The sequence below is a fragment of the Bradyrhizobium viridifuturi genome (genome assembly GCF_001238275.1).
Classification (GTDB): Bacteria; Pseudomonadota; Alphaproteobacteria; order Rhizobiales; family Xanthobacteraceae; genus Bradyrhizobium; species Bradyrhizobium viridifuturi.
Map to the genome: position 1 here is coordinate 269,565 of NZ_LGTB01000002.1, position 20,657 is coordinate 290,221.

The following is a 20,657-nucleotide window of genomic DNA, read 5'->3' on the forward strand; positions in this document are numbered from 1 at the left end:
CCTATTCCCTTCCGGGCGCAACGTTGCCGATGAGATCGACCGGCAATCTATGCGACAACTCGTATGTCCTTCGACCTCTCCGAGGACAGCGGGGCAAATTGCTCAGCTGTCAACGTTTCTTGCTTGATCAAGAGCTCTACCCCGGCTTCCAGGTCGCTTCGCCGACTGCGCAGGATATCCTGCGCACAGGCTTCACCGACCTCGACCAGCTGTCGAACGGCAAGATCGATCTCGCGGCTCGTCTCCTGAGCGGCACTGACGACGATGTCCTGCATGGCAGGCATGAACGCCTGCGGCTTGGGAGCGTAGGTTCGTTGACCGACGCCCGCATCCATTCCGTGCTTCGTGACCATTTCAATCGCAATCTCGGTGGCGCGCTGGAGGTCGTCCGCAGCTCCGGTCGATACGTCACCATCGAAGATCAGACGTTCGGCCGCTCGACCACCCATCAAAACCGCAATCCGGTTCTTTAGCTCGCTGATTGTGAGAAGAAACCTGTCCTCCGTAGGACGCTGCATCGTGTACCCGAGTGCGCCGACACCCCGCGGAATGATCGACACCTTTTGCACGGGGTCCACGCCCGGAAGGCTGGCGGCGACCAGGGCGTGGCCCATCTCGTGATAGGCGGTCCGCCTGCGCTCGCTCGGGCTGAGCGTCCTGCTCTTCTTCTCGATGCCGGCGACGATCCGCTCGATCGCTGCCGTGAAGTCGACGGAAGCGACCTCGCCGGCGTTCCGTCGCGTCGCTGCGATGGCAGCTTCGTTGATCAGATTGGCAAGATCGGCGCCGGTAAAGCCGGCCGTCATTCCTGCGATCAGGTCGATATCGACATCGGGACCGATCTTGATCTTCTTGATATGGACCTTGAGGATGGCAACGCGTCCAGACCTGTCCGGACGATCCACCAGTACCTGACGATCGAAGCGGCCCGCCCGCAGCAGCGCAGGGTCGAGAATCTCCGGTCGATTGGTCGCAGCCAGGAGAATGACGCCGGCGCTCGGATCAAATCCATCGAGCTCGGCCAGCAGCTGATTGAGCGTCTGCTCCTTCTCGTCATAGCCGCCGAGCGCACTGGGCATCCGGCTACGGCCAAGGGCGTCAAGCTCGTCGATAAAAATGATGCAGGGGGCCGCCTTCCTTGCCTGTTCGAACAAATCCCGCACCCGGGCTGCACCAACGCCGACGAACAGCTCGACGAACTCCGATCCAGAGATCGAGAAGAAGGGCACGCCCGCCTCGCCGGCAACGGCACGCGCAAGCAACGTCTTGCCCGTTCCCGGCGGGCCTACCAGCAATATTCCCTTGGGAACATGCGCGCCCAGCCGACCATAGCTCTCGGGCGCTCTAAGAAACGAGACGACCTCCTGCAGTTCGAACTTCGCCTCGTCGACACCTGCAACGTCCGCGAACGTCACTTTGATGTCCTTCTCGACATAGACTTTGGCGCGAGACTTTCCGATTCCCATGACGCCGCTCACGCCCTGCCGGTCACCGAAACGGCCGGCCATGAAGAACCAGAATCCATAAAGCACGATGAGCGGCACGACCCACGAAACGACATTTCCCAGCCAGCCATCTGACGGTGCTCCCGTGACGGAAATCCCCTTGGAAGCGAGTTTCTCCGCCAGCGGCAAATCCACCCGCGCCGTAACGAAGGCCGACTTTCCATTGGCAAGCTTGTCCTTGAGCTTCCCCTCGATCGTCTCTTTCCCGACCACGACGTCGGTAACAGCGCCCTGTGCGACGAGTTCCTCGAACCTGCTGTAAGGAATGGTTTCGACCGTGCTACCCGTGGTCAGGTACCACTGCATCAGGAACATGCCGAACCAGCCGAATGCCAGTATCGCAAGCCACGAGACCTGCCTCCGCGTCGGTGACTTTTCGCTCATCTCCTATGGCCCTCCGATCGCTGCGCCATGATCAGGGATGATCGCGCAAGCTCAGCATGTAGGCGACGACCTCATCGATCTGATAATCCGCCAGCCGTGGATTCGGCATGCGCCCGGACGGCCCCATATCCGGGTGCTTCGTATCGAGATAAGCACGCAGACCGCCGTCGGTCGTGGATGCGCGCCTGGCGATCTGCACGAAGGCCGGCCCCGGGTCGCGCAGGATCGGGGTTTGCTTTCGTTCGGACACGACGTGACATGCGCTGCATACGAGATCCGCGAAATCGCGGCCGCGGGACACCAGGTCGGACTGTGCGTGCAGGGATCCACCGCAGCACGCGCCGATCACGACCAAGGCCCGACACAACCACTGCCGCATTGCACATCCAATCTCGATTCAATCGCCGCCAGATACGGTGCGAGCTGGATCATCAGCACGGCCGAACGGCGCACTAGCGGCGGGCCTTGGCGTCACGTGCCATCTCCAAGCATATCAGCAGCTCGACATAGCTGCCGCTACCATCGGCGATTGTCGCGCGCGTGCAGGTCAGCCTGTCGGCGGCGGCAAATTGCGTCCACAAGGGCTGCAGCTGCGAGCGTGCCTGCTCTTCGTCCTGCGTGCATCGCTCCAAGGATACGTCCGGCCCGCTTTCCGACTTGCATTCACGCACGATATCGAATTTGGGCATGGCGTTCGCTGCAGCCGTCGGCGGCAACGTAGCCAGCATTACAATCGGCAAGTGCAGGAACATCGCGTTCTTCCAAGCGGTTTCATCGGTTCCCTTTTTGCCACCGCCTCACTTGTCCGGGATTGATCGATATCAAGAAGACGTCCGGCCTCAGCGCTGCAAGGCTCGCGGGCCTTCAACGCATCGATCGTCAGCTTGTTGATCCAGAGCAACAACACGCCGCTGCTATTGCGCTCAACTTCAAACAACGGTGCATCCGGAGGCTCTGCGATGACGAGTGAAACGGTCAAGGCCCTTTTGATGATTATCCTCTTCGGATCAATTGCAATTGCTCTCCACGTTTCAGAGAGCAGTGCGACGAAGCGGCTGAGGGTAGCGGCACTGCGGGCACGACGCCGCGCTCGACATCGATAGGACGGCGCTCGATGCAAACGCATCGACCGTTTGGTGATCCCAGGCGCCGCCTCTCGCGGAGCAATTTGACCGGCCTTGTAATCTCGAATTGTCGAAGCGCGCGGCTGCTGTGGCATCGGCTTTCCCTCCGATAGCCGACGTCACGGGCGCGCCGTTTTCCCCTGTCCACACACCCTATCCAGGCATCATCAGCGGCTTGACGAGGGTCAAGGCGTGGCGAACGGAGCCGGTTGAGCCAGGTCAAGGCAGGGAGCGTGGCAGCTCCTATTCTGACAAAAATAGGCTCATTGGAGGCATCGATGCGCGCGCACCAGATCATGACGAGGAATGTCGTCACCGTTACGTCCCGGACCTCGATCGAAGACGCCGCCAACGTCATGCTGCGAAACCACATCAGCGGCCTGCCGGTCGTCGACGGCGGCAAGTTGGTAGGAATCGTGTCGGAAAGCGACTTCTTGCGCCGCGGCGAGCTCGGAACCGGACGCAAGCGCTCCGCGATCCTCCAGTTCCTGTTCGGACCCGGCCGCGCAGCCGAGGACTTCGTCCACGAGCGCGGTCGCAGGATCGAGGATGTGATGACGCCGGATCCGGTCACGGTCGAAGAACAAACGCCGCTCGAGGAGTTGGTGCACCTGATGGAGAAAAAGGCCATCAAGCGACTACCCGTGATGCGCGGCAAGGACCTTGTCGGCATCGTGACCCGATCAAATCTGCTCCAGGCCGTGGCCAGCCTGGCGCACGAGGTTCCGGATCCGACGGCAGACGACGATCATATCCGTGATCGCATCCTCCGGCAGATCGACGCCGTGAGCTGGCGCCCGATCGGGTTCGAGGTGACCGTCCGCAACGGCGTTGTCCATCTGCACGGCATCGTCACCAGTGACCATGCGCGCGAAGCAACCATCGTGGCCGCGGAGAACACCGCCGGCGTCAGGAAGGTGCATGATCACCTCTGCTTCGTGGATACTTATACCGGCTTCTACGTCGAGTCTCCCGAGGACATGAAGGCTGCGAGCTGAAACGGCAACAGCTCACGATGATTGCCTGGCCGGAATTGGTGCGGCTCGCGATAGCGAACCGCCTATAGATCAAATACGTCCCCCAGACGCGGCAGTTCGACCCGCTGTCCCTCCAGACGCGCCGCGAGTGCGTGCATCGCGGGCTCTTCGCCATGGACCAGGAATGTTGCCTCGCATCCCCCGATCGCACGTCGCCATGCGAGCAGCTCCGGCTGATCGGCGTGGGCTGAGAATCCGTTGATCGTGTAGATGGTGCTGCGAACCGCAATGTCCTCGCCGAACATCCGCACGGACCTGGCCCCATCGATGATCTGCCGCGCAATCGTTCCCGAAGCGGCGTATCCGACGAATACGACCGCCGATTCCTTGCGCCAGATATTGTGCCGGAGATGATGGCGAATTCTCCCACCCGTGCACATCCCGGACCCGGCCATGATGACGGCACCGCCTGTTATCCTGTTGATGGCGACCGAATCGGCACTCTCGCGGACGAGACGCAAATTTGCCGGCTGCAGCGGATCCCGGCCTTCACGAAACATGGAAGCGGCCTCGGAGCTGAGACATTCGGGATGCCGCTTGAATATCTCGGTCGCCGAGATCGCCATCGGCGAGTCCAGGAAGATCTGCATGGCCGGCGGCAGCCGGCTGCACTCCACCCCCTCGCGCAAGGCATAGAGAAGCTCCTGGGCGCGCTCGAGCGCGAAGGTCGGGATGATGACGTTGCCGCCGCGCGCCAGTGTGCTGCCGATCGCGCCGTAGAGCTCTTCGACGGAGTCTTGCAGCGACCGATGGCGCCTGTCACCATACGTCGATTCCATGACGATAATGTCGGCGCGAGCCGGAGGGCTCGGCAGCCGCAGCAGCGGGCGACCCGCGTTGCCGATATCCCCCGAGAACAGCACCGAACGCGTGCGGCCGTGCTCGGCGGCCTCGATCAGGATGCTCGCTGAGCCCAAGATATGGCCCGCATCGAAGAAGGTCGCGCGAAGTCCTTCTGCGAGCTGCAATGGTTTCCCGTATTCAGCCGTCCTTCCAAACCGATCGAAGCAATCGAGCGCATCGACGACGCTAAAGAGCGGCTGCAACGCTTCCTCTTCCCCTCGCCTGCGCCATTGGCGGGATCTCCGCTGTGCATCTTCTTCCTGGAGATGCGCGGCATCGACCAGGACGAGGCGAGCCAGCTCGCGACTGGCCGCAGTCGCGATCACCTCACCCCTGAACCCTCGCTTGGCGAGCAATGGAATCCTGCCGCAGTGATCCAGGTGGGCATGGGTCAGCAGAACATAGTCGATGGTCGCGGGATCGAACCCGAAGGCGGCGCTGTTCTCTTCCACCAGGTCGCGGCTTCCTTGAAAAAGACCGCAGTCGATCAGAATGCGTCGATTCAGGCATTCCACCAGGTGACAGGACCCGGTCACGGCTCGATCGGCGCCATGAAAGGATAACTTCACGATCCGACCTCTTGACTGATCGTCTTGCCTCGTGAGGCGACCTCTCCGACCGGAAGAAGCGGCCGGCCGGACGCCTCGTACCACCGCAGAATGCCTTGCCAAGCTTCCTCGGCGGACTCCGCAAACCAAAACAGGTCCCTGTCTTCCGGATCGATGACACCTTCCTCGACGAGGAAGTCCGGATCAAATGCGCGACGCCAATACGACTCGCCGACCAGCACGACCGGCACCGGCGCAATCTTTCGGGTCTGCGCCAATGACAGCACTTCGAACAGTTCGTCCATCGTGCCAAACCCGCCAGGGAATGCCACCAGCGCCCGCGCGCGCATCAGGAGATGCAGCTTTCGCATCGCGAAGTAGTGAAACCTGAAGCAGAGATCGGGCGTGACGTACGGGTTCGGGTCCTGCTCCTTCGGAAGCGTAATGTTCAGTCCGATTGACTGGGCCCCGACGTCGTGCGCACCCCGGTTGGCTGCTTCCATGATGCCCGGGCCGCCACCGGTCATGATCATCAGGCGGCCGCCGATGGCCTTTTCGCTCGCGGCACCGACGATCCGTCCGAACTCGCGCGCGATTCTGTAATACTTGCTGTTCGCCGCAATATGCCGTGCCGACTTGAGACGGCGCTGTAAGCCGTCATCGTCGGGATTCAATGCCAACGTATCAGCTATCGAGGCGACGGCCCGGCGCGCCGCCTGCGCTTCGCAGATGCGCGTGCTGCCGAAGACGACGATCGTATGAGCGATCTGATGTTCCCGGAGCAGGGTCTCCGCCTTGAGAAAATCGAGTTGGAGGCGAATGCCGCGTGTGGCTTCGCTCTGCAAAAAATTTTCGTCCCGATCCGCCTCTTGATAGCTTGACGATTGCAGGATGCTTCGCAGAGCGCCGGGCGCACGAATGTCCGCTTCGGCGTCCTGGGGCTGCTCTCCCGGGAGTGCCGCGCCCCTGTCAGCACGGAGCGGCTTCGGCACCGAACTCGGGCGGGCCGATCGCAGACCCCCTTCGTCAGTCATGGCGCCGGCCTTCCCTCTGTTTTGGAGACAGCAAGCGCCGGGTCGTGCTTGTGGGCCTCACGAACTTCGTCGTCCTCCAGCAGATCGAGAAGCCGGTGGCGGTCGCCCGGCTTTTCGCAACCGACACCCGTGCCGTACTTCGCGGGCTGTTCGACGGCAGGCGGCTTTACTTGGTCAATCATGGCAGGGCCTCGCCAACATTCGATAGGTGTTAGCTAGCATCCGCGACCGCTTGCGCGCACGCCTTGAGCAAAGTCAATTCAGCCGTGTGACGGGCGATGGTTCTCCTTGACGACCAGACACGGCATTGAGCCAGATCAACGTTCATGCCCAGCGACGGGTCTACTCGTTTCCTTGATTCCGGAGAGGCACAGGCCGGGCATCGGACTACGTCAATCGGTCACCGAAGCCAACATGGCTATCTCTTGCGTGGAAGAGCATGTCACTTCAGCTCGCCGTGCCCAAACATGTCGAAACGTTCAGGCAATCGCTTCGGCTTCTGCGGGCGCCTCGATTCGGCACCTACTTTTCCGCCACGTTGCTGTCCAATATCGGAATGTGGTCGCAGCAGGTTGCTGAGCCATGGCTGCTGCTCAGCCTGGGCGCTTCCTCATTCGTGATCGGATTGGACACCTTCGTGCAGTCGGCGCCAGCTTCCTGCTGATCCTGGCGGGCGGCATGCTCGCAGACAACGCCGATCGTCGCTGGGTCGTCGCGAAGTTTCAGGCCATCCAGATGCTATGTCCAGTCGCCCTGGTGGTCCTGATGCTGACACATCTCATCGAGCCATGGATGGTGATCGTCCTTTCACTCATCGTCGGCATCACCGACGCCTTGTCGATGCCCTCCTTTCAGACCATCGCGCCGTCACTCGTCCGCCAGGACCAGATTGGAAGCGCCATTGCCTTGAACGCGACACAGTTCAACCTTTCGCGGATCCTGGGCCCGGCGCTCGGCGGGTTGTTGATCGCAAGCGTCGGCGCGATCAGCTGTTTCGTTGCAAATGCCGCGTCATATTTGCCCTTCATCGCAGTCGCGATCTGGATTCTGCCGCCCGGTTCGGCCAACCCCGACCCTGACCGCTCACTCGACCGTCACCAGCTCCTTCTCGGCTTGCGCAGAATCGTTGCCTCGGACTACATGCGTGGCGCATTGACCACCGTTCTGGTCACGAGCACCTTGTGCGGGCCACTGATCGTCTTCTGCCCGGTCCTGGTGAAGGAGATCTTGCACGGCGATTCCACCCAGTTCAGCCTCGCCATCGGCGCGTTCGGAATCGGAGGACTGCTCGGAGCGGTCGTGATGCTCGGCGTCGAACCTGGCCGCGACAAACGCCAGTTGAGCACCGCTTTCGCCGCCGCTTACGGCGCGATGACCGCGATCGCGGCAGTGAACCCATGGACTTCGGTGCTTCCGCTTCTGTTGGTCGTGGCCGGCTTTTGCATGTCGATCAGCAATACGGCGGCCAACGCGCTCCTCAACGCCGCAGCGCCGGCCCGCCTGCGTGGCAGGACGATAAGCCTGTACATGCTGGCCATGCGCGGGGGCCTTTCGTTTGGCGGCCTCTTGACCGGACTTTCTGCCGATCTGGTCGGCGTGCGCTATGCGCTATTGGCCAATGGCATCATGGCCGTGACCGTCCAATTGATCCTCGGCAGACGATGGCTCCACGCGGGGTCAGAGGCTGCATCGCATCCGTCGACGCCGCGGCGCTGCTAGATTGCGATGCGATTGTATTGAATTATCGTCACGCATTGGCTCTGGAGCATGGCTTTTGCGGAAAGCCGTTTCACGCTCTTCCGGATCATGCCCCAGCCGGCCCCTGCGCTCCATTCCCGAAAAAGCTGCCAGCTTGGGGGAAGCTGGCAGCTTCATCGTCGGGTGGGGTGCGCAGTAGCGCCTGCGCAAATGCATTAGATCGATTCACGGGGAACGTTTCGTTGATCTCAATCAAATCCGGCCTGGGATGTTTCGCGGGCTTGGCGCATCCCTCGGGTCGGGTGCGGCTCAGGAACGATTCCGGCGGATGGGGGCCGGATCACCCCAAGCGACGAATTCGGGAACGACAAACCCTGTTTGCATCTGCCCGAACTTGATTGGCTCGCCGCTCGAGTCCGTGACCGCACCCCCTGCCGCGGTTACGATGGCATGGCCGGCGGCGACATCCCATTCCCTGGTCGGCGACAGCCTTGGATAGGCATCTATCCTGCCCTCGGCGACCCAGGCAAACTTGAGTGCCGATCCGACCCGACGCCGGACTATATCGCCTCGCGCTCGGATCATCGCGGCCGTTCTCTCGTCGCTGTGTGATCGGCTTACTGCCACCAAGCTGGGCTTGCCGGGCGGATGACGCCGGCTCCGGATTGCTTGCGGGGCTTGCCTGAGGCCGTCGCGCAGCGTCAATCGTTCGGCGCCTCGCCCGACAATTCCACGCCAGAGCATGCCTAGCGCCGGTGCGCCGATGACGCCGAGCAGAGGGACGCCCCCGGTCACCAGCGCGACGTTCACCGTATACTCCTTGCGTCCTGCAATGAACTCCTTGGTTCCATCAAGCGGATCGACAAGAAAGAAACTCTGATGACGGCTGGGATCGACCGTTTGCGGGCACTCCTCGGAGATCACCAACGCATTGGGAACGAGCCGGGACAGGCCGTCGATCAGAATGCTGTTCGCGGCAAGATCCGCCTCGGTGACCGGCGATCGATCCTGCTTGACCTGCACATGCGCGGCCGCCCGATCCACCGCCAGGATACGCGCACCCGCGCGGATCACCAGTTCCGTGAGAGGTTCCATCAACGCGACTGCGGCGCGGGCGTCAAGCCGCGGCTGCTTCTCGTCGTCGCCGCCCTCGGCCGGAAGCCCGCTCTGATCGCTCGCACGCTGCACAATTACCCGCCGCAGCTTCCGCATCAGTCGCCTTCGGATCGCGCGAGTATTCGCTCAAGTGCCGTGATCAGCTGCACGCGGCCAACGATGCCAACGACCCGCGTATCCCGGAGCACGATGACCTGGGATATCTGATGCTTGTCCATTTCGGCAACGATCTCGTCCACAGTCGCGCGTTCGCCGACGCAAACGGGTTTGCGACTCATCACGGCGTCGACGCTCAGGGCCCGGGTCCGCTCGCGGACCAGCCGTCCCTCCTCCCTGCTCAGCAGCCATTCGAACCAGAAGCCCTCCGGCCAATGTACGCCGAGTTCGCGACGGTGAAGGAAGTCGCCCTCGGAGATAACACCGATCAGCGCGCCTGAGCCATCGAGCACAGGCAAGCCGCGCTGGCCAGTTTCCAGCAATAATCGAACGGCGTCGAGCAATGGCGCGCCCGGCTTGATCGTCGCGAACGACGTGCGCATGACTTCCAAAGCCAACATGGCATACTCCGTGAAGCTTCACGTACCCGATCGTAGCAAGTATGCGCTAAAGGCGATGAGGCCGGGCTGACCTGGATCAATCGCGCCATACATCTCCTTGCCTCCGTCCTGCGCTCCGAAGCCATCCGGCAAACTGTCAGCTCCGCAAATGTCCGTAGGGAACAATCCCGAATTTCCAAGCACGCGGTTCTGAGGCACGCTTTGTGTGCAGGAGCGGACCATGAGCCACACCTTTCACGTAGCGAACCGCGCGACCCATCACAGGATTGTCGCGCTCGCTCTAATTGCCGGCATCGCGGTGACGGTTATCGGGTTACACACTCATCGCGCCTCCGGAATCGACGGTTCACGCTCTGGAGCCAGAATCCACCTCCCTGTCGAACACGATGATCTGCGGCCAGTTGCCGTCGCCGAACTGAGGTGACGACGACGCAGGTGGCCCAGAGAAATAGATCGCCGCAGATCTTCCAGAACTCCCCGACTGCCCCGGCTAGCTCCTGCATCCGGGGTACTTTTTTGCCGGCAGTGCTTCTGCGACCAGCAGCGGCGCTCTTGCTTAACGGTCTCCCGGCATTGGCTACGGCACCCACTTCAATATCGTGGGCGGCTTGCGCGTTCCAGCAGATGGCGCCTCTCTCGGCACGCCGAGGATGATCGGGGCAACGGCCGCGCCGCCGTCCGGAATCCTCAGCTCTGCCTTGACCTCAGGGGTGTTCAGGATGCCAATAGCGAAGCCAATGCAGCAGGTGCCGAGACCTTGTGCCGTGGCCGCAAGCATGAGGTTCTCAGCCGCGAGCCAGCAATCGGCTTCGACGAACGGACCTTTCGCCTTGCAGCAGACGACGACAAGCGTGCCCGCATCATAGAAGATGTTGAACTCCGGATCGGACAGCATCGCCAACGCGCGGGGCTCTGATTTCTGGAAATGCAATGTGGCCTCTTGCTGGCCAAGCAACATCGCCTTGGCGCGGCTCGAATATTGTCGCAAGCGCGTCTTGTCCTGGATGACGACGAACGCCCAAGGCTCGGCATGAAGCGCCGTAGGCGCCTGCACCGCAGCATGCAGCAGCTGTTCGATCGTGCCACGCTCGATCTTGTCGGAAATGTAACTTCTCACGGCACGCCGTTGATAGATGGCAGTCAGGGTGTCGAGCTTCGAATAGGTCAGCATGATCCTTCTCCTTTCTGACGACCATGCCATGATGGCTCGACGGAACGGCCACGCGCCTTGACCCACCGCAACCCTGCGGATCAATCGGCCGTGACGCACGAGCCAGGCTGGCACGGATCAAGCGGTCCGTAACGCTCCCCGCACGGCAGGAGGAGATCGCTCATTATTGACGCGATGCTCTTGGTCCCCCTGGCAGTCAGCGAACGACAATCAGATCGTCGACCGACATTACGCCCGGAGCAGACCAAGCTGCGTGTTCGGCTGCGCTCCGGTCGCGCCAGTTGTCCACCTCTCCCTCGAGCACAACGTGATCCCCTCCCGTCACCGAGACGCGAATGGCGCCGGCCTCGACCGTCGCGTGCCGCATCAGCGCGGCCTCAATCTTTGCCTTGATGTCGCCGCTCGTCGCGCGTTGCTTCAACTTGATATGATTGAGAACGCCGATGACGCCGGCCAACTTGCGAACGCACAATTCTGCCGCTCGCCTTTCGAACTGCCAGTTGACGGTACCGCTGAGGGTAACCCAGCCGGCGCTCACGAGCGCGTTGATCTCGTATTGCGACACTGTGGAATCCCAGTGCAGGAGATCCAGCGCACGCCTTGCGATCTGGTCGTCGGCCTTCTTCGGGTTGTTGGGATAGCGAACTTCGATCTCATCCGCGATGCCATGCACACCTTTGACACGCTGAGTGGCGGCAACAGCCGCGAGCTTCTGCCCGTAGCTGCCCACGTGGCCAGTCAGGGTAACGACCCCGTCCTCGGCCGCAATTCCTATGTGCGCACCATCGAAGCTCGGATCGAACTCGAACTCATCGATAACGTCCTGGCGCAATGTCTTGTCTCTCATGTGTCGCTCCTTGCGAGATTGCGGCCGCAGGAGGCCGGTCTCCGGCCAACCCGCCACCGCGGGATTCAGCCGACCGTCAGCTTGTCCTCAACCGATTGAACGCCAGGTGCAGACCAGGCGGCGTTCTCGATCGCCCGACGTTCCTGCCAGTTGTCAACCATGCCCTCGAGGAGAACGCAGTCGTTGTCGCGAATGGAGACCCGGACCGCCTTCGCCTGCGTCTCGGCGCGCCGCTTCAATGCGCCCTCGATCTTGGCCTTGACGTTCTCGGCCTTGATGCGCGGCGCGACCTGGATGTTGTTGCTGATACCGCGAATGCCGGACAGCATTCCCACGTCATGCTCCGCCGCTCGCTTCTGGAAATACCAGTCGACGTTTCCCGACAGCGTGACCCAGCCCTCGCGAACCAGGACCGCGATGCTCGCCGGTACGACCGTGTCCCAGGCGAGGATATCCAGCGCCCGCTTTGCAATTTCATCGTCTGCGGTCTTCTTGTCGCCCGGCGCGCGAACATCGATCTCGTCCGCAATCGCCTTGACGCCCCTGACCCGCCGTGCCGCCGAAATCGCCGAGAGCTTCTGTAGATAGGTCTTGACGTAGCCACTCAGCGTGACGACACCGCTTTCCGCCATTACGCCAATATGGGCAGCGTCCACACTGGGCTCGAACTCCAGCTCGTCCAGCACATCCTGACGCAACTGCAGTGCAGTCATGGCAACCTCCATTGTTTGATCGGGATTAATCAAACGCCGGCGGACTGACATTGCCTTGCGCTGGATCAACTGCGCCGCAGCGCCTAGAGCGCGTCAAGCACGGGCAGGAGCGTTGGCCGCACGTCGCCTCCTCTAGCTGCCGGAAGCGCCAGATCGATTGATCGGGGTCAAATCAGGCATGCGCGTGATGCCGCAGAATGAAACATCTTTCCACCTACAGAGAGCACGATCATGCAAGCACGCGACGTCATGGTGTCACCCGTCATCACGGTAGACTCCAACGCAACGGTCCGGCGGGTTGCTTCCCTGCTGCTCGAGCACCGCATCAGCGCCGTCCCCGTTGTGGGCAAGGACGGCGAACTCGTCGGGATCGTCACGGAAGGCGACTTGATGCATCGGAGTGAATCGGGCACCGAGCGCCCGTATTCGTGGTGGCTGCGGCTTCTGGCCGGAGACGCGCAAATGGCGTCCGACTACGTGAAGTCCCATGCTGTCAAGATCGCAGACATCATGACCCGCAAGGTCGTGACCGCGACGCCGGAGACGCCGCTGTACGAAATAGCGATGCTGCTCGAGAAGCACGACATCAAGCGTATACCCATCGTGAATGCAACCGGCCACCTCGTCGGCATCGTCAGCCGGGCCAACCTGCTCCAGGCTGTCGCGAGCGCCCGGCCGAAGCTGGAGATATCACCCGCCGATTCCGTTATCAGGAAGAAATTGCTCGGCGAGCTTCGCGAGCAACCATGGGCACACACATTCAATCTGACCGCGACCGTACAGAACGGCGTCGTCGACCTGTGGGGATATGCGCCATCCGCTGCCGAACGCACCGCAATCCGGGTTGCCGCGGAGAGCATCCCCGGTGTCGTTGCAGTGAACGATCATCTTCTGGAAACGCCAGTCATGGTCTACTGATATCTCGGTGCACGATCATTGGGCGGCCACCATCAGCCGGCGAAACCAGATGAGTCGCACCTCAAAATGTTTCGCGATCCCGGAACGCCCTAGTTCATTCTGATGTAGAGACGATCAATCGCATCCGAGGGAATAGCGAGGCCAAAGGCGCGCCCGGCTTCAGTCGCATCGGCGCCGGCGGCAACAATGCCGATCACTTCACCCCGCAGATTGAACAGCGCTCCGCCTGAACTGCCGCGATCCAGCAAGGCGTCGGTCTGAATGAGATCCTGGCAGGAGATGCCGGGCCACGAACGATGCAGAGCGCTGACAATGCCGAAGCTAACGCTCGGACCGGATCCCGAGGAGCCGCCGATCGCAAGGACGAAATCTCCGGGCTCGGCATCGATTGATCGACCGATGCGGGCTGCGGTCAGGCCGGGGGCCGAGATCCTCAGCATCGCCAGGTCATACCGCTCGTCGGCCACCACGAACTTGGCGTCAAGCTGGCGCCCATCCGACAATCGGACCGAGAGTGCCTTGGCTCCGCTGACCACATGCCTGCTCGTCACGATCAATCCGGCTTCTGCCTTGATGATGACGCCCGCGCCATACACATCCTTCGTCGCGGGAGGCGGACCATTCGAAGGCTCGGGACCGGACCGGGTGACTGCTGCAGTCTCCGTGCGGGCGGTTATGCCGACCACACTTTGGATGACCTTTCCGACCAATGGCGCAAGTGTTTGCACCTCCCGGATTTCCCCTGCTTGAACCTGTCCGGACCAGAGCAGGAGCATCCACGTGATCGCGATGACGGGTAAAGACAAGGGGGCGGACCACTTCAGCGCCAACCTGCTGCAGGGTCTTTTCGCGTTCATCTCGCCCCGCTCCCGCGCTATTCGGCTGCGGCGATTGGCACTACTCCGGGCCGCTCCGCCGCGATGATTGCCTTCCACATTGCCGCGATACTGCCCTGGGTTGCCGGCAAGATCGAGCAATGCCCTGCGGCATCGAAATCACAGAACCGCGCTGCCGGATCGCCGCATATTTCCGCAAACGCCCGGTTGATGAGGTCGAGACATTCCAGGAGTTTCGTGATGTTCTCCAAGCCGGCGCGACGCTGAAGATCGAGAAGCCGGAACGTCACGACGGGTGGCTCGCCGAACGAGATCTCGGGATGAGCGAGCCCGAAGAACACTTCGACCGCAGACGGCGCCTGTCTGATTCGATTGAGCAGGTTCGCAGCCTGAGCTTCCGTGCACGCAACCAGGCGAGGTAACGATGCTCCGGGTGCCGACCTCGGGCCAAGAACCGCCGATACCTGCTGCTCAAGCCACAGACGGACCGGAGCCGGGGCATTCTGGATTTGCTGGGCATCAAGCAGTATGCTGGTCATCGTTGATCCTCACTTTCCATGTGACCACTAGCGACTTTACTCGCGGCGGGCCTTGATGAGGATCAATGATGCCGCGGCGGCTCTGAAGCGAATAAAGCAGCCGCTCTTCCACGCGGCAGATCGCGTCACCGCGTCGGCGGCAACGCGATCCCGAACGCCTTCGTGGCCGCTTACTTCTGCTGAATGCGGTTCAGATAATCGACAATGGCGAGAATGCGCGTTCGCACGACGACTTCTCGCAAGTCCCGCGAAGGATCGAGCGCGTCGTAGGTCGGATCAACAATGTGAGGCAGGCTCTTGACGGGGTTGAACCGGTCTCCCCAAATCGGCATTTCGTGGGTCCCGTGTGCGGAAATTGCTCTCCGCCCATCTATGGCTTCGTAAACGTCGTTGATGGGAAAGACCCCGTTGTTGTTCTTCGCCAGGCTCGTCAAATCGGAAGGCGGTACCTTCAGCTGCACGCTGACCGGCCCTTTGCCCTTTCCATCCGCACCATGGCAGCTCGCGCAGGAAGCCAGAAACTCCGCCTTCCCGACATCGGCGTCTTCAGCGTGGGCGGCGGCGGCGAAAACAGCGGTCAGACCGGCAATCATTAGCGGCTTAATGCAATGGCTCATCATATCGCGCCCCCGGGCTTCCAGATGAATCAGTCTAAGCGGTGATGAATCTGCTTCGGTTTGAGGTACATCAATCATCACCTTGCGGCGCAGCCGGCTGGCTGACGCCTCGGCAGAGCAGAGATCGACCTAAGCATTGCGTAGTGCGCTTCATGCAGCACGATCTCGGATGTTTCGGCCCGTCACGCCTCGACAGTCCTTTCGGCACGAGCTTGTCACCCGTGGAGATGCGGCCAATTGCCTTGGTGCCCGGACGGCATAGAGGCTAATTGCCGGAGAGGGTTTCAGTCAACGCACAAGCGCTGCCATACAGCGCATGACATCGCGGAAAATCGCAGGTTGGCGCTCCGCCAACGTAGCGACCGAGGCGGCTCGCACGTGCCTTTAGCCTGCGTTCGCTCTCGATCGACGATGGTGTGTGGTGGTGAGCGGACACCGGGTTCGGTTCGCCGGCCTGTTAGCTCGGGGCGTCTTTTACGCGATCCGCGAGTGGCCGGTACCCCCGTCTATCCCCTCGAAGCATGCAGCGATCGGCGAGCAATCAGGGTGCGGCTGGCTCTCTTCACGAACCTGGCGAAGTCAGGATGACTAACCCTTGCTAGGGGTCATCAGCGATACCGACTTGCGCTGCCGACTAAGCGCGTTGCGACGCGGTTGGGTTTCCCGCCCTCGACAGGTCCATCAATTGAACGCGATCCGCGAGGGCCTGCGAAGCCCGACGGCAACCGTCGTCCGAACGGACAAGACCGACAAGCCGCTTTGTTCTTATTTTGTACCATGATAACCGATGGCGCGAGGGGAGCACGCGCCATGCAGCTTCGGTCCGCGGGCTGTGCGTTCAGCACCCTGCCGCCCGCAAGAACACAATTTATCAGAGCATCCCGAGCGCCTGCATATAGGTCTCCAGGATGGTCTCCTGCTCCTGGCGCTCGTTGGCATCTTGCTTGCGCAGGCGCACGATGGTGCGCAACGCCTTGACGTCGAAGCCGTTGCCCTTGGCCTCGGCGTAGACGTCGCGGATGTCGTCCGAGATCGTCTTCTTTTCTTCTTCCAGCCGCTCGATGCGCTCGATGATGGACCTGAGCTGGTCCTTGGCAAATCGCGTTGCGGGCTCGTCCTGAACGGCGGCAGACGTGGTGGCCATCGCGTACTCCTGAAATGGCAATGAAATGTCGCGCGAATACGCGCCACGCGCACCGCTTGTTGCGGGCGACCCTCGATTTTGGAGCACGTTCCGTCAAGGAAACATCGCGCTCATCCACAGCGCGCCCACAGGAGATGCTGAGGGCCGCGGAACTGACGTCACACAGATCGGGAATTAGTGGCCGCTTTGGGCCTTCTTCATCGCCGCGAGCTGCTCCGGCGTGGCGCTGCCCTGGTACTTCGCCTTCCACTCCTCATAGGGCATGCCGTAGACCGCCTCACGGCTCTCGTCCTTGCTCACCGCAAGGCCCTTGGCGTCGGCCTCTTCCTTCATCCAGTTGGACAGGCAGTTGCGGCAGAAGCCGGCAAGGTTCATCAGGTCGATGTTCTGCACATCGGTCCGGCTTCGGAGATGGCTGACGAGGCGCCGAAACACCGCGGCTTCAAGTTCCGTTCTGGTTTTGTCGTCAATGCTCATGATCGTGATCCCGGTGTGAGGCGCTCACCATATTGATATCAGGTGGGAATTGTCACAGATTTTGCCATATCGACGCGCAATACGGAGCTGTCCGGCCACACTTGCCACGGTCCCACAGCGCGGGAAACGGGCGCCCGCCCGTTGACAGTGCCGGCCGGGCACGCGAAATCGTCAATGATTTGATATAGCTTCGCCGCATGAGCCCAACAGATTCTCTCGCCTCAGCTCCTCCCCGCACCATTCGCCTGATCCTGGCCGGCCTCCTGCCGGTGCTGGCGGTTGTCGCGGCCTGCCTATGGACGAGCCCGGCGGCGGCGGATTTCCGGCTCTGCAACAACACCTCGAGCCGCGTCGGGATCGCGCTCGGCTACAAGGACGCCGAGGGCTGGACCACCGAAGGCTGGTGGAATGTGTCGTCGCGGACCTGCGAGACCCTGCTCCGCGGCAATCTTGTGGCGCGCTACTACTACATCTACGCTCTCGACTACGATCGCGGCGGCGAATGGTCCGGCCAGGCCTTCATGTGCTCGCGCGACAAGGAATTCACCATCAAGGGCACCGAGAATTGCCTGGCGCGGGGCTTCGACCGCACCGGCTTCTTCGAGGTCGACACCGGCGAGCAGCGTGCATGGACCGTCCAGCTGACCGAAGCCAACGAACAACAGCCGCAGAAAGTACCGGGAATGCCGGGCGGCGTGGCCCCGGGAAGCCCCGGGGCGATGCCGGGCCTGCCAAATCCGCCGCCGGGCGCAACGCCGCCGGGCGCGCCGGGTCTGCCGCCAGCCGCAACGCCGCCCGGAAACAAACAATGAGACGACTGCGTCGAATCAAGATCCTTGCAACGCTCGGCCCGGCCTCCTCAGACAGCGCGATGATCCGCAAGCTGTTCGAGGCGGGCGCCGACGTCTTCCGCATCAACATGAGCCATACCCCGCATGACAAGATGCGGGAGCTGGTCAAGACGATCCGCAATGTCGAATCGAGCTACGGCCGGCCGATCGGCATCCTGGTCGACCTGCAAGGGCCGAAGCTGCGGCTCGGCTCGTTCGCCGAAGGATCGACCCAGCTCAAGAACGGCCAGAGCTTCATCCTGGATTCCGACAAGACGCCGGGCGACAACAGCCGCGTCCAGCTGCCGCATCCGGAAATCCTCGCCGCGCTCCGGCCCGGCCACGCACTGCTGCTCGACGACGGCAAGGTGCGGCTGATCGCCGAGGAAACCTCGCCCGAGCGTGCGGTCACGCGCGTCGTGATCGGCGGCAAGATGTCGGACCGCAAGGGCGTCAGCCTGCCCGACACCGATCTGCCCGTCTCCGCGATGACGCCGAAGGATCGCGCCGACCTGGAAGCCGCACTGCCGGAAGGCATCGACTGGGTCGCGCTGTCCTTCGTGCAGCGGGCCGAGGACGTGATCGAGGCCAAGAAGATGATCCGCGGCCGCGCCGCCGTGATGGCCAAGATCGAGAAGCCGCAGGCGATCGACCGCCTTGCCGACATCATCGATGCGGCGGACGCGCTGATGGTGGCGCGCGGCGACCTCGGCGTCGAGCTGCCATTGGAACGGGTGCCGAGCCTGCAGAAGCAGATGATCCGGATGGCGCGCCGCGCCGGCAGGCCGGTGGTGGTCGCGACCCAGATGCTGGAATCGATGATCCAGGCACCGGTGCCGACCCGCGCCGAAGTCTCCGACGTCGCCACCGCGGTCTACGAAGGCGCCGACGCCATCATGCTGTCGGCGGAGTCAGCCGCCGGCAAATTCCCGGTCGAGGCGGTCTCGACCATGAACCGGATCGGCGAGGAGGTGGAGCGCGACCCGACCTATCGCAGCGTGATCAACGCGCAGCGCGTCGATCCCGAGGCGACGGTGGGCGATGCCATTGCCGACGCCGCGCGGCAGATCGCCGAGACGCTCGATCTGTCGGCGATCATCTGCTGGACGTCATCAGGCTCGACCGGCATCCGCGTGGCGCGCGAGCGGCCCAAGGTGCCGGTGGTCGCGATCACGCCGAATCTCGCCACCGGCCGCAAGCTGTCGGTGGTGTGGGGCGTGCATTGCGTGGTCGCCGAAGACGCACACGATCTCGACGACATGGTCGACCGCGCCGGCTCGATCGCATTCCGCGACGGTTTTGCCAGGGCTGGCCAGCGCGTCATCATCGTCGCCGGCGTGCCGCTGCGTGCGCCCGGGACCACCAACATGCTGCGCATCGCCTCGGTCGGGCCGAACGGCGACGCGCAGCTGTAACGCGCCGCGCCGGGCCACGCATCAGCGTGGCCCGATACTGCACTCCAGACCATCAGCCCTGCAGCGACGCCTCGAGCGTGATCTTGGTGTTGAGCAGCTTCGACACCGGGCACCCGGCCTTGGCTTTGCCCGCCAATTCCTGGAACGTCGCGTTATCGGTGCCCGGGATCTTCGCCGACAGCGTCAGGTGCACGGCGGTGATGGCAAAGCCGTCGGCGACCTTCTCAAGCGTCACGTCAGCCTTGGTCTCCATGTGCTCGGCGGTGAGCTTGGCTTCGCCGAGGATCAGCGACAATGCCATCGTGAAGCAGGCGGCATGCGCCGCGCCGATCAGCTCTTCAGGGTTAGAACCGGGCTTGCCCTCGAAGCGGCTGGCGAAGCCGTAGGGGTAATCGGCGAGCGCGCCGCTCTTGGTCGAAATCGCGCCCTTGCCGTCCTTGATGCCGCCCTGCCATTTGGCCGAACCATGGGTCGTCGTCATGCGTTGCTCCCTGAGCTTGGTTGAACCCAGCCACAAGCCTACAACGCCAATGCGACGGAAGTGTTCGCCGCGCTCTCGGCGTCAAAGCGTTTTCAAGCGAAGTGGACGCCGGTTCGCGTGAAGAAAACGCGTCAAAAAGCAAACCTCTAAGCGCCGACCAGCGCCTTCGCCGGCGTCGTCGCCTGCACCACAAGACCGCGGGCGCGTGCATCCATCACGCCGACCGCGCGCAGCGCGAGCAGCGTCACGGTCTGCACCGCATCGCGCAGCTTGATCGGATCGTCGAGATTGCTTGGTGCCAGCGGGCCGACCAGCGCCTCGTGCAACGCGCCGAGCAAGGCGGTGGCGGCGAGCGCCGTGTCCTGCGCCGGCAGATGGCCGGCACGCACGGCGGCATCGATTCGCATGGCGAGCTCGCCGGAGATGTCGCGGCGGCTGGCTAGGCGCGAGGCGGTGACGTCGACGTCGACCGGCTCGGCCAGGATGCCCCAGGCCAGCTTGCGCTGCGACAGCACATGGACCGCGATCGTCGTCACCGCGGCGGCCAGCGCCGATGACGGGCCAGGCGCGGCGTCCGCGCGCGCCGGATCGCGGACAGCTCGTCGCGCGAGACTTCAGTGATCAATTCCGAAATCAGCTCGGCTTTGGACGGGAAGTAGCGGTAGACGGTGCCGGCGGCGACATTGGCCCGCACCGCGACGGGTGCGATCTGGACCGCCGCCATGCCGCCCGCGGCCGCAGCATCGCGCGCAGCCGACAGGATGGCGCTGCGCCGGGCAGCCAGCCGCTTCACGACCTGATGTGTTCGCCGATAGACCATGGC

23 protein-coding genes and 1 pseudogene are annotated in these 20,657 nt (G+C 62.6%); 5 read left to right on the forward strand and 19 right to left on the reverse strand.

Features of this window, described 5'->3' with window-relative positions; genetic code table 11:
• Nucleotides 1–47: 47 nt before the first annotated feature.
• The 4 genes from ftsH to ALC15_RS44005 all read right to left on the reverse strand — a co-directional run bounded on the left by ftsH (nt 48) and on the right by ALC15_RS44005 (nt 3,108).
• Nucleotides 48–1,889 carry an ATP-dependent zinc metalloprotease FtsH gene (ftsH, locus tag ALC15_RS03330; RefSeq protein WP_050626040.1) on the reverse strand — a complete coding sequence of 614 codons (1,842 nt, stop codon included), beginning with the start codon at nt 1,887–1,889 and terminating at the stop codon, nt 48–50.
• A 31-nt stretch (nt 1,890–1,920) separates the two neighbouring features.
• The gene (locus tag ALC15_RS03335) at nt 1,921–2,268 is read right to left on the reverse strand and encodes a c-type cytochrome (protein ID WP_094193638.1); all 348 of its coding nucleotides are present in this window, start codon (nt 2,266–2,268) and stop codon (nt 1,921–1,923) included.
• Between the two features lie 73 nt (nt 2,269–2,341).
• A complete protein-coding gene (locus ALC15_RS03340) occupies nt 2,342–2,641 on the reverse strand; it encodes a hypothetical protein (RefSeq protein WP_128089427.1) in 300 nt (99 codons plus the stop codon).
• On the reverse strand, nt 2,617–3,108 hold the full coding sequence (locus ALC15_RS44005) for a hypothetical protein (protein ID WP_157860858.1): 492 nt from the start codon (nt 3,106–3,108) through the stop codon (nt 2,617–2,619). The genes ALC15_RS03340 and ALC15_RS44005 overlap by 25 nt, the downstream gene beginning before the upstream one ends.
• A gap of 183 nt (nt 3,109–3,291) precedes the next feature.
• On the opposite strand from ALC15_RS44005, the gene ALC15_RS03345 reads away from it, so the two are divergent.
• A complete protein-coding gene (locus tag ALC15_RS03345) occupies nt 3,292–4,011 on the forward strand; it encodes a CBS domain-containing protein (RefSeq protein ID WP_050626112.1) in 720 nt (239 codons plus the stop codon).
• Nucleotides 4,012–4,073: 62 nt separating this feature from the next.
• Here ALC15_RS03345 and ALC15_RS03350 read toward each other — a convergent pair whose 3' ends face one another.
• The 3 genes from ALC15_RS03350 to ALC15_RS03360 are packed head-to-tail and all read right to left on the reverse strand — an operon-like array spanning nt 4,074 to nt 6,657.
• Nucleotides 4,074–5,546: an MBL fold metallo-hydrolase gene (locus ALC15_RS03350; RefSeq protein ID WP_347336269.1), complete on the reverse strand. Its 1,473-nt coding sequence runs from the start codon at nt 5,544–5,546 to the stop codon at nt 4,074–4,076.
• The gene (locus ALC15_RS03355) at nt 5,459–6,475 is read right to left on the reverse strand and encodes an LOG family protein (RefSeq protein WP_050626044.1); all 1,017 of its coding nucleotides are present in this window, start codon (nt 6,473–6,475) and stop codon (nt 5,459–5,461) included. Before ALC15_RS03355 ends, ALC15_RS03350 begins: the two co-directional genes overlap by 88 nt.
• Nucleotides 6,472–6,657 (reverse strand): hypothetical protein, encoded by a 186-nt coding sequence (locus ALC15_RS03360; RefSeq protein ID WP_050626045.1) that lies wholly within the window; start codon nt 6,655–6,657, stop codon nt 6,472–6,474. The genes ALC15_RS03355 and ALC15_RS03360 overlap by 4 nt, the downstream gene beginning before the upstream one ends.
• Nucleotides 6,658–7,057: 400 nt before the next feature.
• On the opposite strand from ALC15_RS03360, the gene ALC15_RS03370 reads away from it, so the two are divergent.
• Nucleotides 7,058–8,194, forward strand: coding sequence for an MFS transporter (locus ALC15_RS03370; protein WP_200914638.1), 1,137 nt, complete (start codon nt 7,058–7,060; stop codon nt 8,192–8,194).
• A gap of 288 nt (nt 8,195–8,482) precedes the next feature.
• On the opposite strand, the gene ALC15_RS03375 is transcribed toward ALC15_RS03370, so the two are convergent.
• From ALC15_RS03375 to ALC15_RS03395, 5 genes are all read right to left on the reverse strand, one after another.
• The gene (locus tag ALC15_RS03375; RefSeq protein WP_050626113.1) at nt 8,483–9,268 is read right to left on the reverse strand and encodes a 3'(2'),5'-bisphosphate nucleotidase CysQ family protein; all 786 of its coding nucleotides are present in this window, start codon (nt 9,266–9,268) and stop codon (nt 8,483–8,485) included.
• A 116-nt stretch (nt 9,269–9,384) separates the two neighbouring features.
• A complete protein-coding gene (locus ALC15_RS03380; RefSeq protein WP_050626048.1) occupies nt 9,385–9,846 on the reverse strand; it encodes a CBS domain-containing protein in 462 nt (153 codons plus the stop codon).
• 577 nt (nt 9,847–10,423) lie between these two features.
• The gene (locus tag ALC15_RS03385) at nt 10,424–11,017 is read right to left on the reverse strand and encodes a nitroreductase family protein (RefSeq protein ID WP_094193640.1); all 594 of its coding nucleotides are present in this window, start codon (nt 11,015–11,017) and stop codon (nt 10,424–10,426) included.
• A gap of 196 nt (nt 11,018–11,213) precedes the next feature.
• Nucleotides 11,214–11,864: a BON domain-containing protein gene (locus tag ALC15_RS03390; RefSeq protein WP_050626050.1), complete on the reverse strand. Its 651-nt coding sequence runs from the start codon at nt 11,862–11,864 to the stop codon at nt 11,214–11,216.
• Between the two features lie 65 nt (nt 11,865–11,929).
• Nucleotides 11,930–12,589 carry a BON domain-containing protein gene (locus ALC15_RS03395; RefSeq protein WP_094193641.1) on the reverse strand — a complete coding sequence of 220 codons (660 nt, stop codon included), beginning with the start codon at nt 12,587–12,589 and terminating at the stop codon, nt 11,930–11,932.
• A 219-nt stretch (nt 12,590–12,808) separates the two neighbouring features.
• On the opposite strand from ALC15_RS03395, the gene ALC15_RS03400 reads away from it, so the two are divergent.
• Nucleotides 12,809–13,495 (forward strand): CBS domain-containing protein, encoded by a 687-nt coding sequence (locus ALC15_RS03400; protein WP_050626051.1) that lies wholly within the window; start codon nt 12,809–12,811, stop codon nt 13,493–13,495.
• 89 nt (nt 13,496–13,584) lie between these two features.
• Here ALC15_RS03400 and ALC15_RS03405 read toward each other — a convergent pair whose 3' ends face one another.
• The 5 genes from ALC15_RS03405 to ALC15_RS03425 form a co-directional block, all read right to left on the reverse strand.
• Nucleotides 13,585–14,352, reverse strand: coding sequence for a S1C family serine protease (locus ALC15_RS03405; RefSeq protein ID WP_244485903.1), 768 nt, complete (start codon nt 14,350–14,352; stop codon nt 13,585–13,587).
• A gap of 17 nt (nt 14,353–14,369) precedes the next feature.
• Nucleotides 14,370–14,870, reverse strand: coding sequence for a hypothetical protein (locus tag ALC15_RS03410; RefSeq protein WP_050626053.1), 501 nt, complete (start codon nt 14,868–14,870; stop codon nt 14,370–14,372).
• 170 nt (nt 14,871–15,040) lie between these two features.
• Nucleotides 15,041–15,565, reverse strand: coding sequence for a c-type cytochrome (locus ALC15_RS03415; RefSeq protein ID WP_244485904.1), 525 nt, complete (start codon nt 15,563–15,565; stop codon nt 15,041–15,043).
• A gap of 793 nt (nt 15,566–16,358) precedes the next feature.
• Nucleotides 16,359–16,631, reverse strand: a complete 273-nt coding sequence (locus ALC15_RS03420) for a DUF2312 domain-containing protein (RefSeq protein ID WP_050422683.1) — start codon at nt 16,629–16,631, stop codon at nt 16,359–16,361.
• Nucleotides 16,632–16,805: 174 nt separating this feature from the next.
• Nucleotides 16,806–17,108: a DUF1244 domain-containing protein gene (locus ALC15_RS03425; protein WP_050626055.1), complete on the reverse strand. Its 303-nt coding sequence runs from the start codon at nt 17,106–17,108 to the stop codon at nt 16,806–16,808.
• Between the two features lie 197 nt (nt 17,109–17,305).
• On the opposite strand from ALC15_RS03425, the gene ALC15_RS03430 reads away from it, so the two are divergent.
• Both ALC15_RS03430 and pyk read left to right on the forward strand, forming a co-directional pair.
• On the forward strand, nt 17,306–17,920 hold the full coding sequence (locus ALC15_RS03430) for a DUF1036 domain-containing protein (protein WP_050626056.1): 615 nt from the start codon (nt 17,306–17,308) through the stop codon (nt 17,918–17,920).
• Entirely contained in the window at nt 17,917–19,353 is a 1,437-nt protein-coding gene (gene pyk, locus ALC15_RS03435) for a pyruvate kinase (protein WP_050626057.1), read from the forward strand. The genes ALC15_RS03430 and pyk overlap by 4 nt, the downstream gene beginning before the upstream one ends.
• 52 nt (nt 19,354–19,405) lie before the next feature.
• Here the strand turns inward: pyk and ALC15_RS03440 are convergent, their stop codons facing one another.
• Complete coding sequence (locus ALC15_RS03440; RefSeq protein ID WP_050626058.1) at nt 19,406–19,834, reverse strand: OsmC family protein; 429 nt, start codon at nt 19,832–19,834, stop codon at nt 19,406–19,408.
• Between the two features lie 146 nt (nt 19,835–19,980).
• Nucleotides 19,981–20,654, reverse strand: a pseudogene (locus ALC15_RS03445) (TetR/AcrR family transcriptional regulator).
• Between the last annotated feature and the right edge of the window lie 3 nt (nt 20,655–20,657).

What these genes read in the sequence shown, in the direction of transcription:
- ALC15_RS03380 (WP_050626048.1), bottom strand. Translation starts at nt 9,846, where the DNA reads ATGTTGGCTTTGGAAGTCATGCGCACGTCGTTCGCGACGATCAAGCCG.
- ALC15_RS03420 (WP_050422683.1), bottom strand. Translation starts at nt 16,631, where the DNA reads ATGGCCACCACGTCTGCCGCCGTTCAGGACGAGCCCGCAACGCGATTT.
- ALC15_RS03410 (WP_050626053.1), bottom strand. Translation starts at nt 14,870, where the DNA reads ATGACCAGCATACTGCTTGATGCCCAGCAAATCCAGAATGCCCCGGCT.
- pyk (WP_050626057.1), top strand. Translation starts at nt 17,917, where the DNA reads ATGAGACGACTGCGTCGAATCAAGATCCTTGCAACGCTCGGCCCGGCC.
- ALC15_RS03415 (WP_244485904.1), bottom strand. Translation starts at nt 15,565, where the DNA reads ATGATTGATGTACCTCAAACCGAAGCAGATTCATCACCGCTTAGACTG.
- ALC15_RS03375 (WP_050626113.1), bottom strand. Translation starts at nt 9,268, where the DNA reads ATGGAACCTCTCACGGAACTGGTGATCCGCGCGGGTGCGCGTATCCTG.
- ALC15_RS03345 (WP_050626112.1), top strand. Translation starts at nt 3,292, where the DNA reads ATGCGCGCGCACCAGATCATGACGAGGAATGTCGTCACCGTTACGTCC.
- ALC15_RS03370 (WP_200914638.1), top strand. Translation starts at nt 7,058, where the DNA reads ATGGCTGCTGCTCAGCCTGGGCGCTTCCTCATTCGTGATCGGATTGGA.
- ALC15_RS03390 (WP_050626050.1), bottom strand. Translation starts at nt 11,864, where the DNA reads ATGAGAGACAAGACATTGCGCCAGGACGTTATCGATGAGTTCGAGTTC.
- ALC15_RS03440 (WP_050626058.1), bottom strand. Translation starts at nt 19,834, where the DNA reads ATGACGACGACCCATGGTTCGGCCAAATGGCAGGGCGGCATCAAGGAC.
- ALC15_RS03400 (WP_050626051.1), top strand. Translation starts at nt 12,809, where the DNA reads ATGCAAGCACGCGACGTCATGGTGTCACCCGTCATCACGGTAGACTCC.
- ALC15_RS44005 (WP_157860858.1), bottom strand. Translation starts at nt 3,108, where the DNA reads ATGCCACAGCAGCCGCGCGCTTCGACAATTCGAGATTACAAGGCCGGT.
- ALC15_RS03385 (WP_094193640.1), bottom strand. Translation starts at nt 11,017, where the DNA reads ATGCTGACCTATTCGAAGCTCGACACCCTGACTGCCATCTATCAACGG.
- ALC15_RS03395 (WP_094193641.1), bottom strand. Translation starts at nt 12,589, where the DNA reads ATGGAGGTTGCCATGACTGCACTGCAGTTGCGTCAGGATGTGCTGGAC.
- ALC15_RS03360 (WP_050626045.1), bottom strand. Translation starts at nt 6,657, where the DNA reads ATGATTGACCAAGTAAAGCCGCCTGCCGTCGAACAGCCCGCGAAGTAC.
- ALC15_RS03355 (WP_050626044.1), bottom strand. Translation starts at nt 6,475, where the DNA reads ATGACTGACGAAGGGGGTCTGCGATCGGCCCGCCCGAGTTCGGTGCCG.
- ALC15_RS03340 (WP_128089427.1), bottom strand. Translation starts at nt 2,641, where the DNA reads ATGTTCCTGCACTTGCCGATTGTAATGCTGGCTACGTTGCCGCCGACG.
- ALC15_RS03335 (WP_094193638.1), bottom strand. Translation starts at nt 2,268, where the DNA reads ATGCGGCAGTGGTTGTGTCGGGCCTTGGTCGTGATCGGCGCGTGCTGC.
- ALC15_RS03405 (WP_244485903.1), bottom strand. Translation starts at nt 14,352, where the DNA reads ATGAACGCGAAAAGACCCTGCAGCAGGTTGGCGCTGAAGTGGTCCGCC.
- ALC15_RS03430 (WP_050626056.1), top strand. Translation starts at nt 17,306, where the DNA reads ATGAGCCCAACAGATTCTCTCGCCTCAGCTCCTCCCCGCACCATTCGC.
- ALC15_RS03425 (WP_050626055.1), bottom strand. Translation starts at nt 17,108, where the DNA reads ATGAGCATTGACGACAAAACCAGAACGGAACTTGAAGCCGCGGTGTTT.
- ftsH (WP_050626040.1), bottom strand. Translation starts at nt 1,889, where the DNA reads ATGAGCGAAAAGTCACCGACGCGGAGGCAGGTCTCGTGGCTTGCGATA.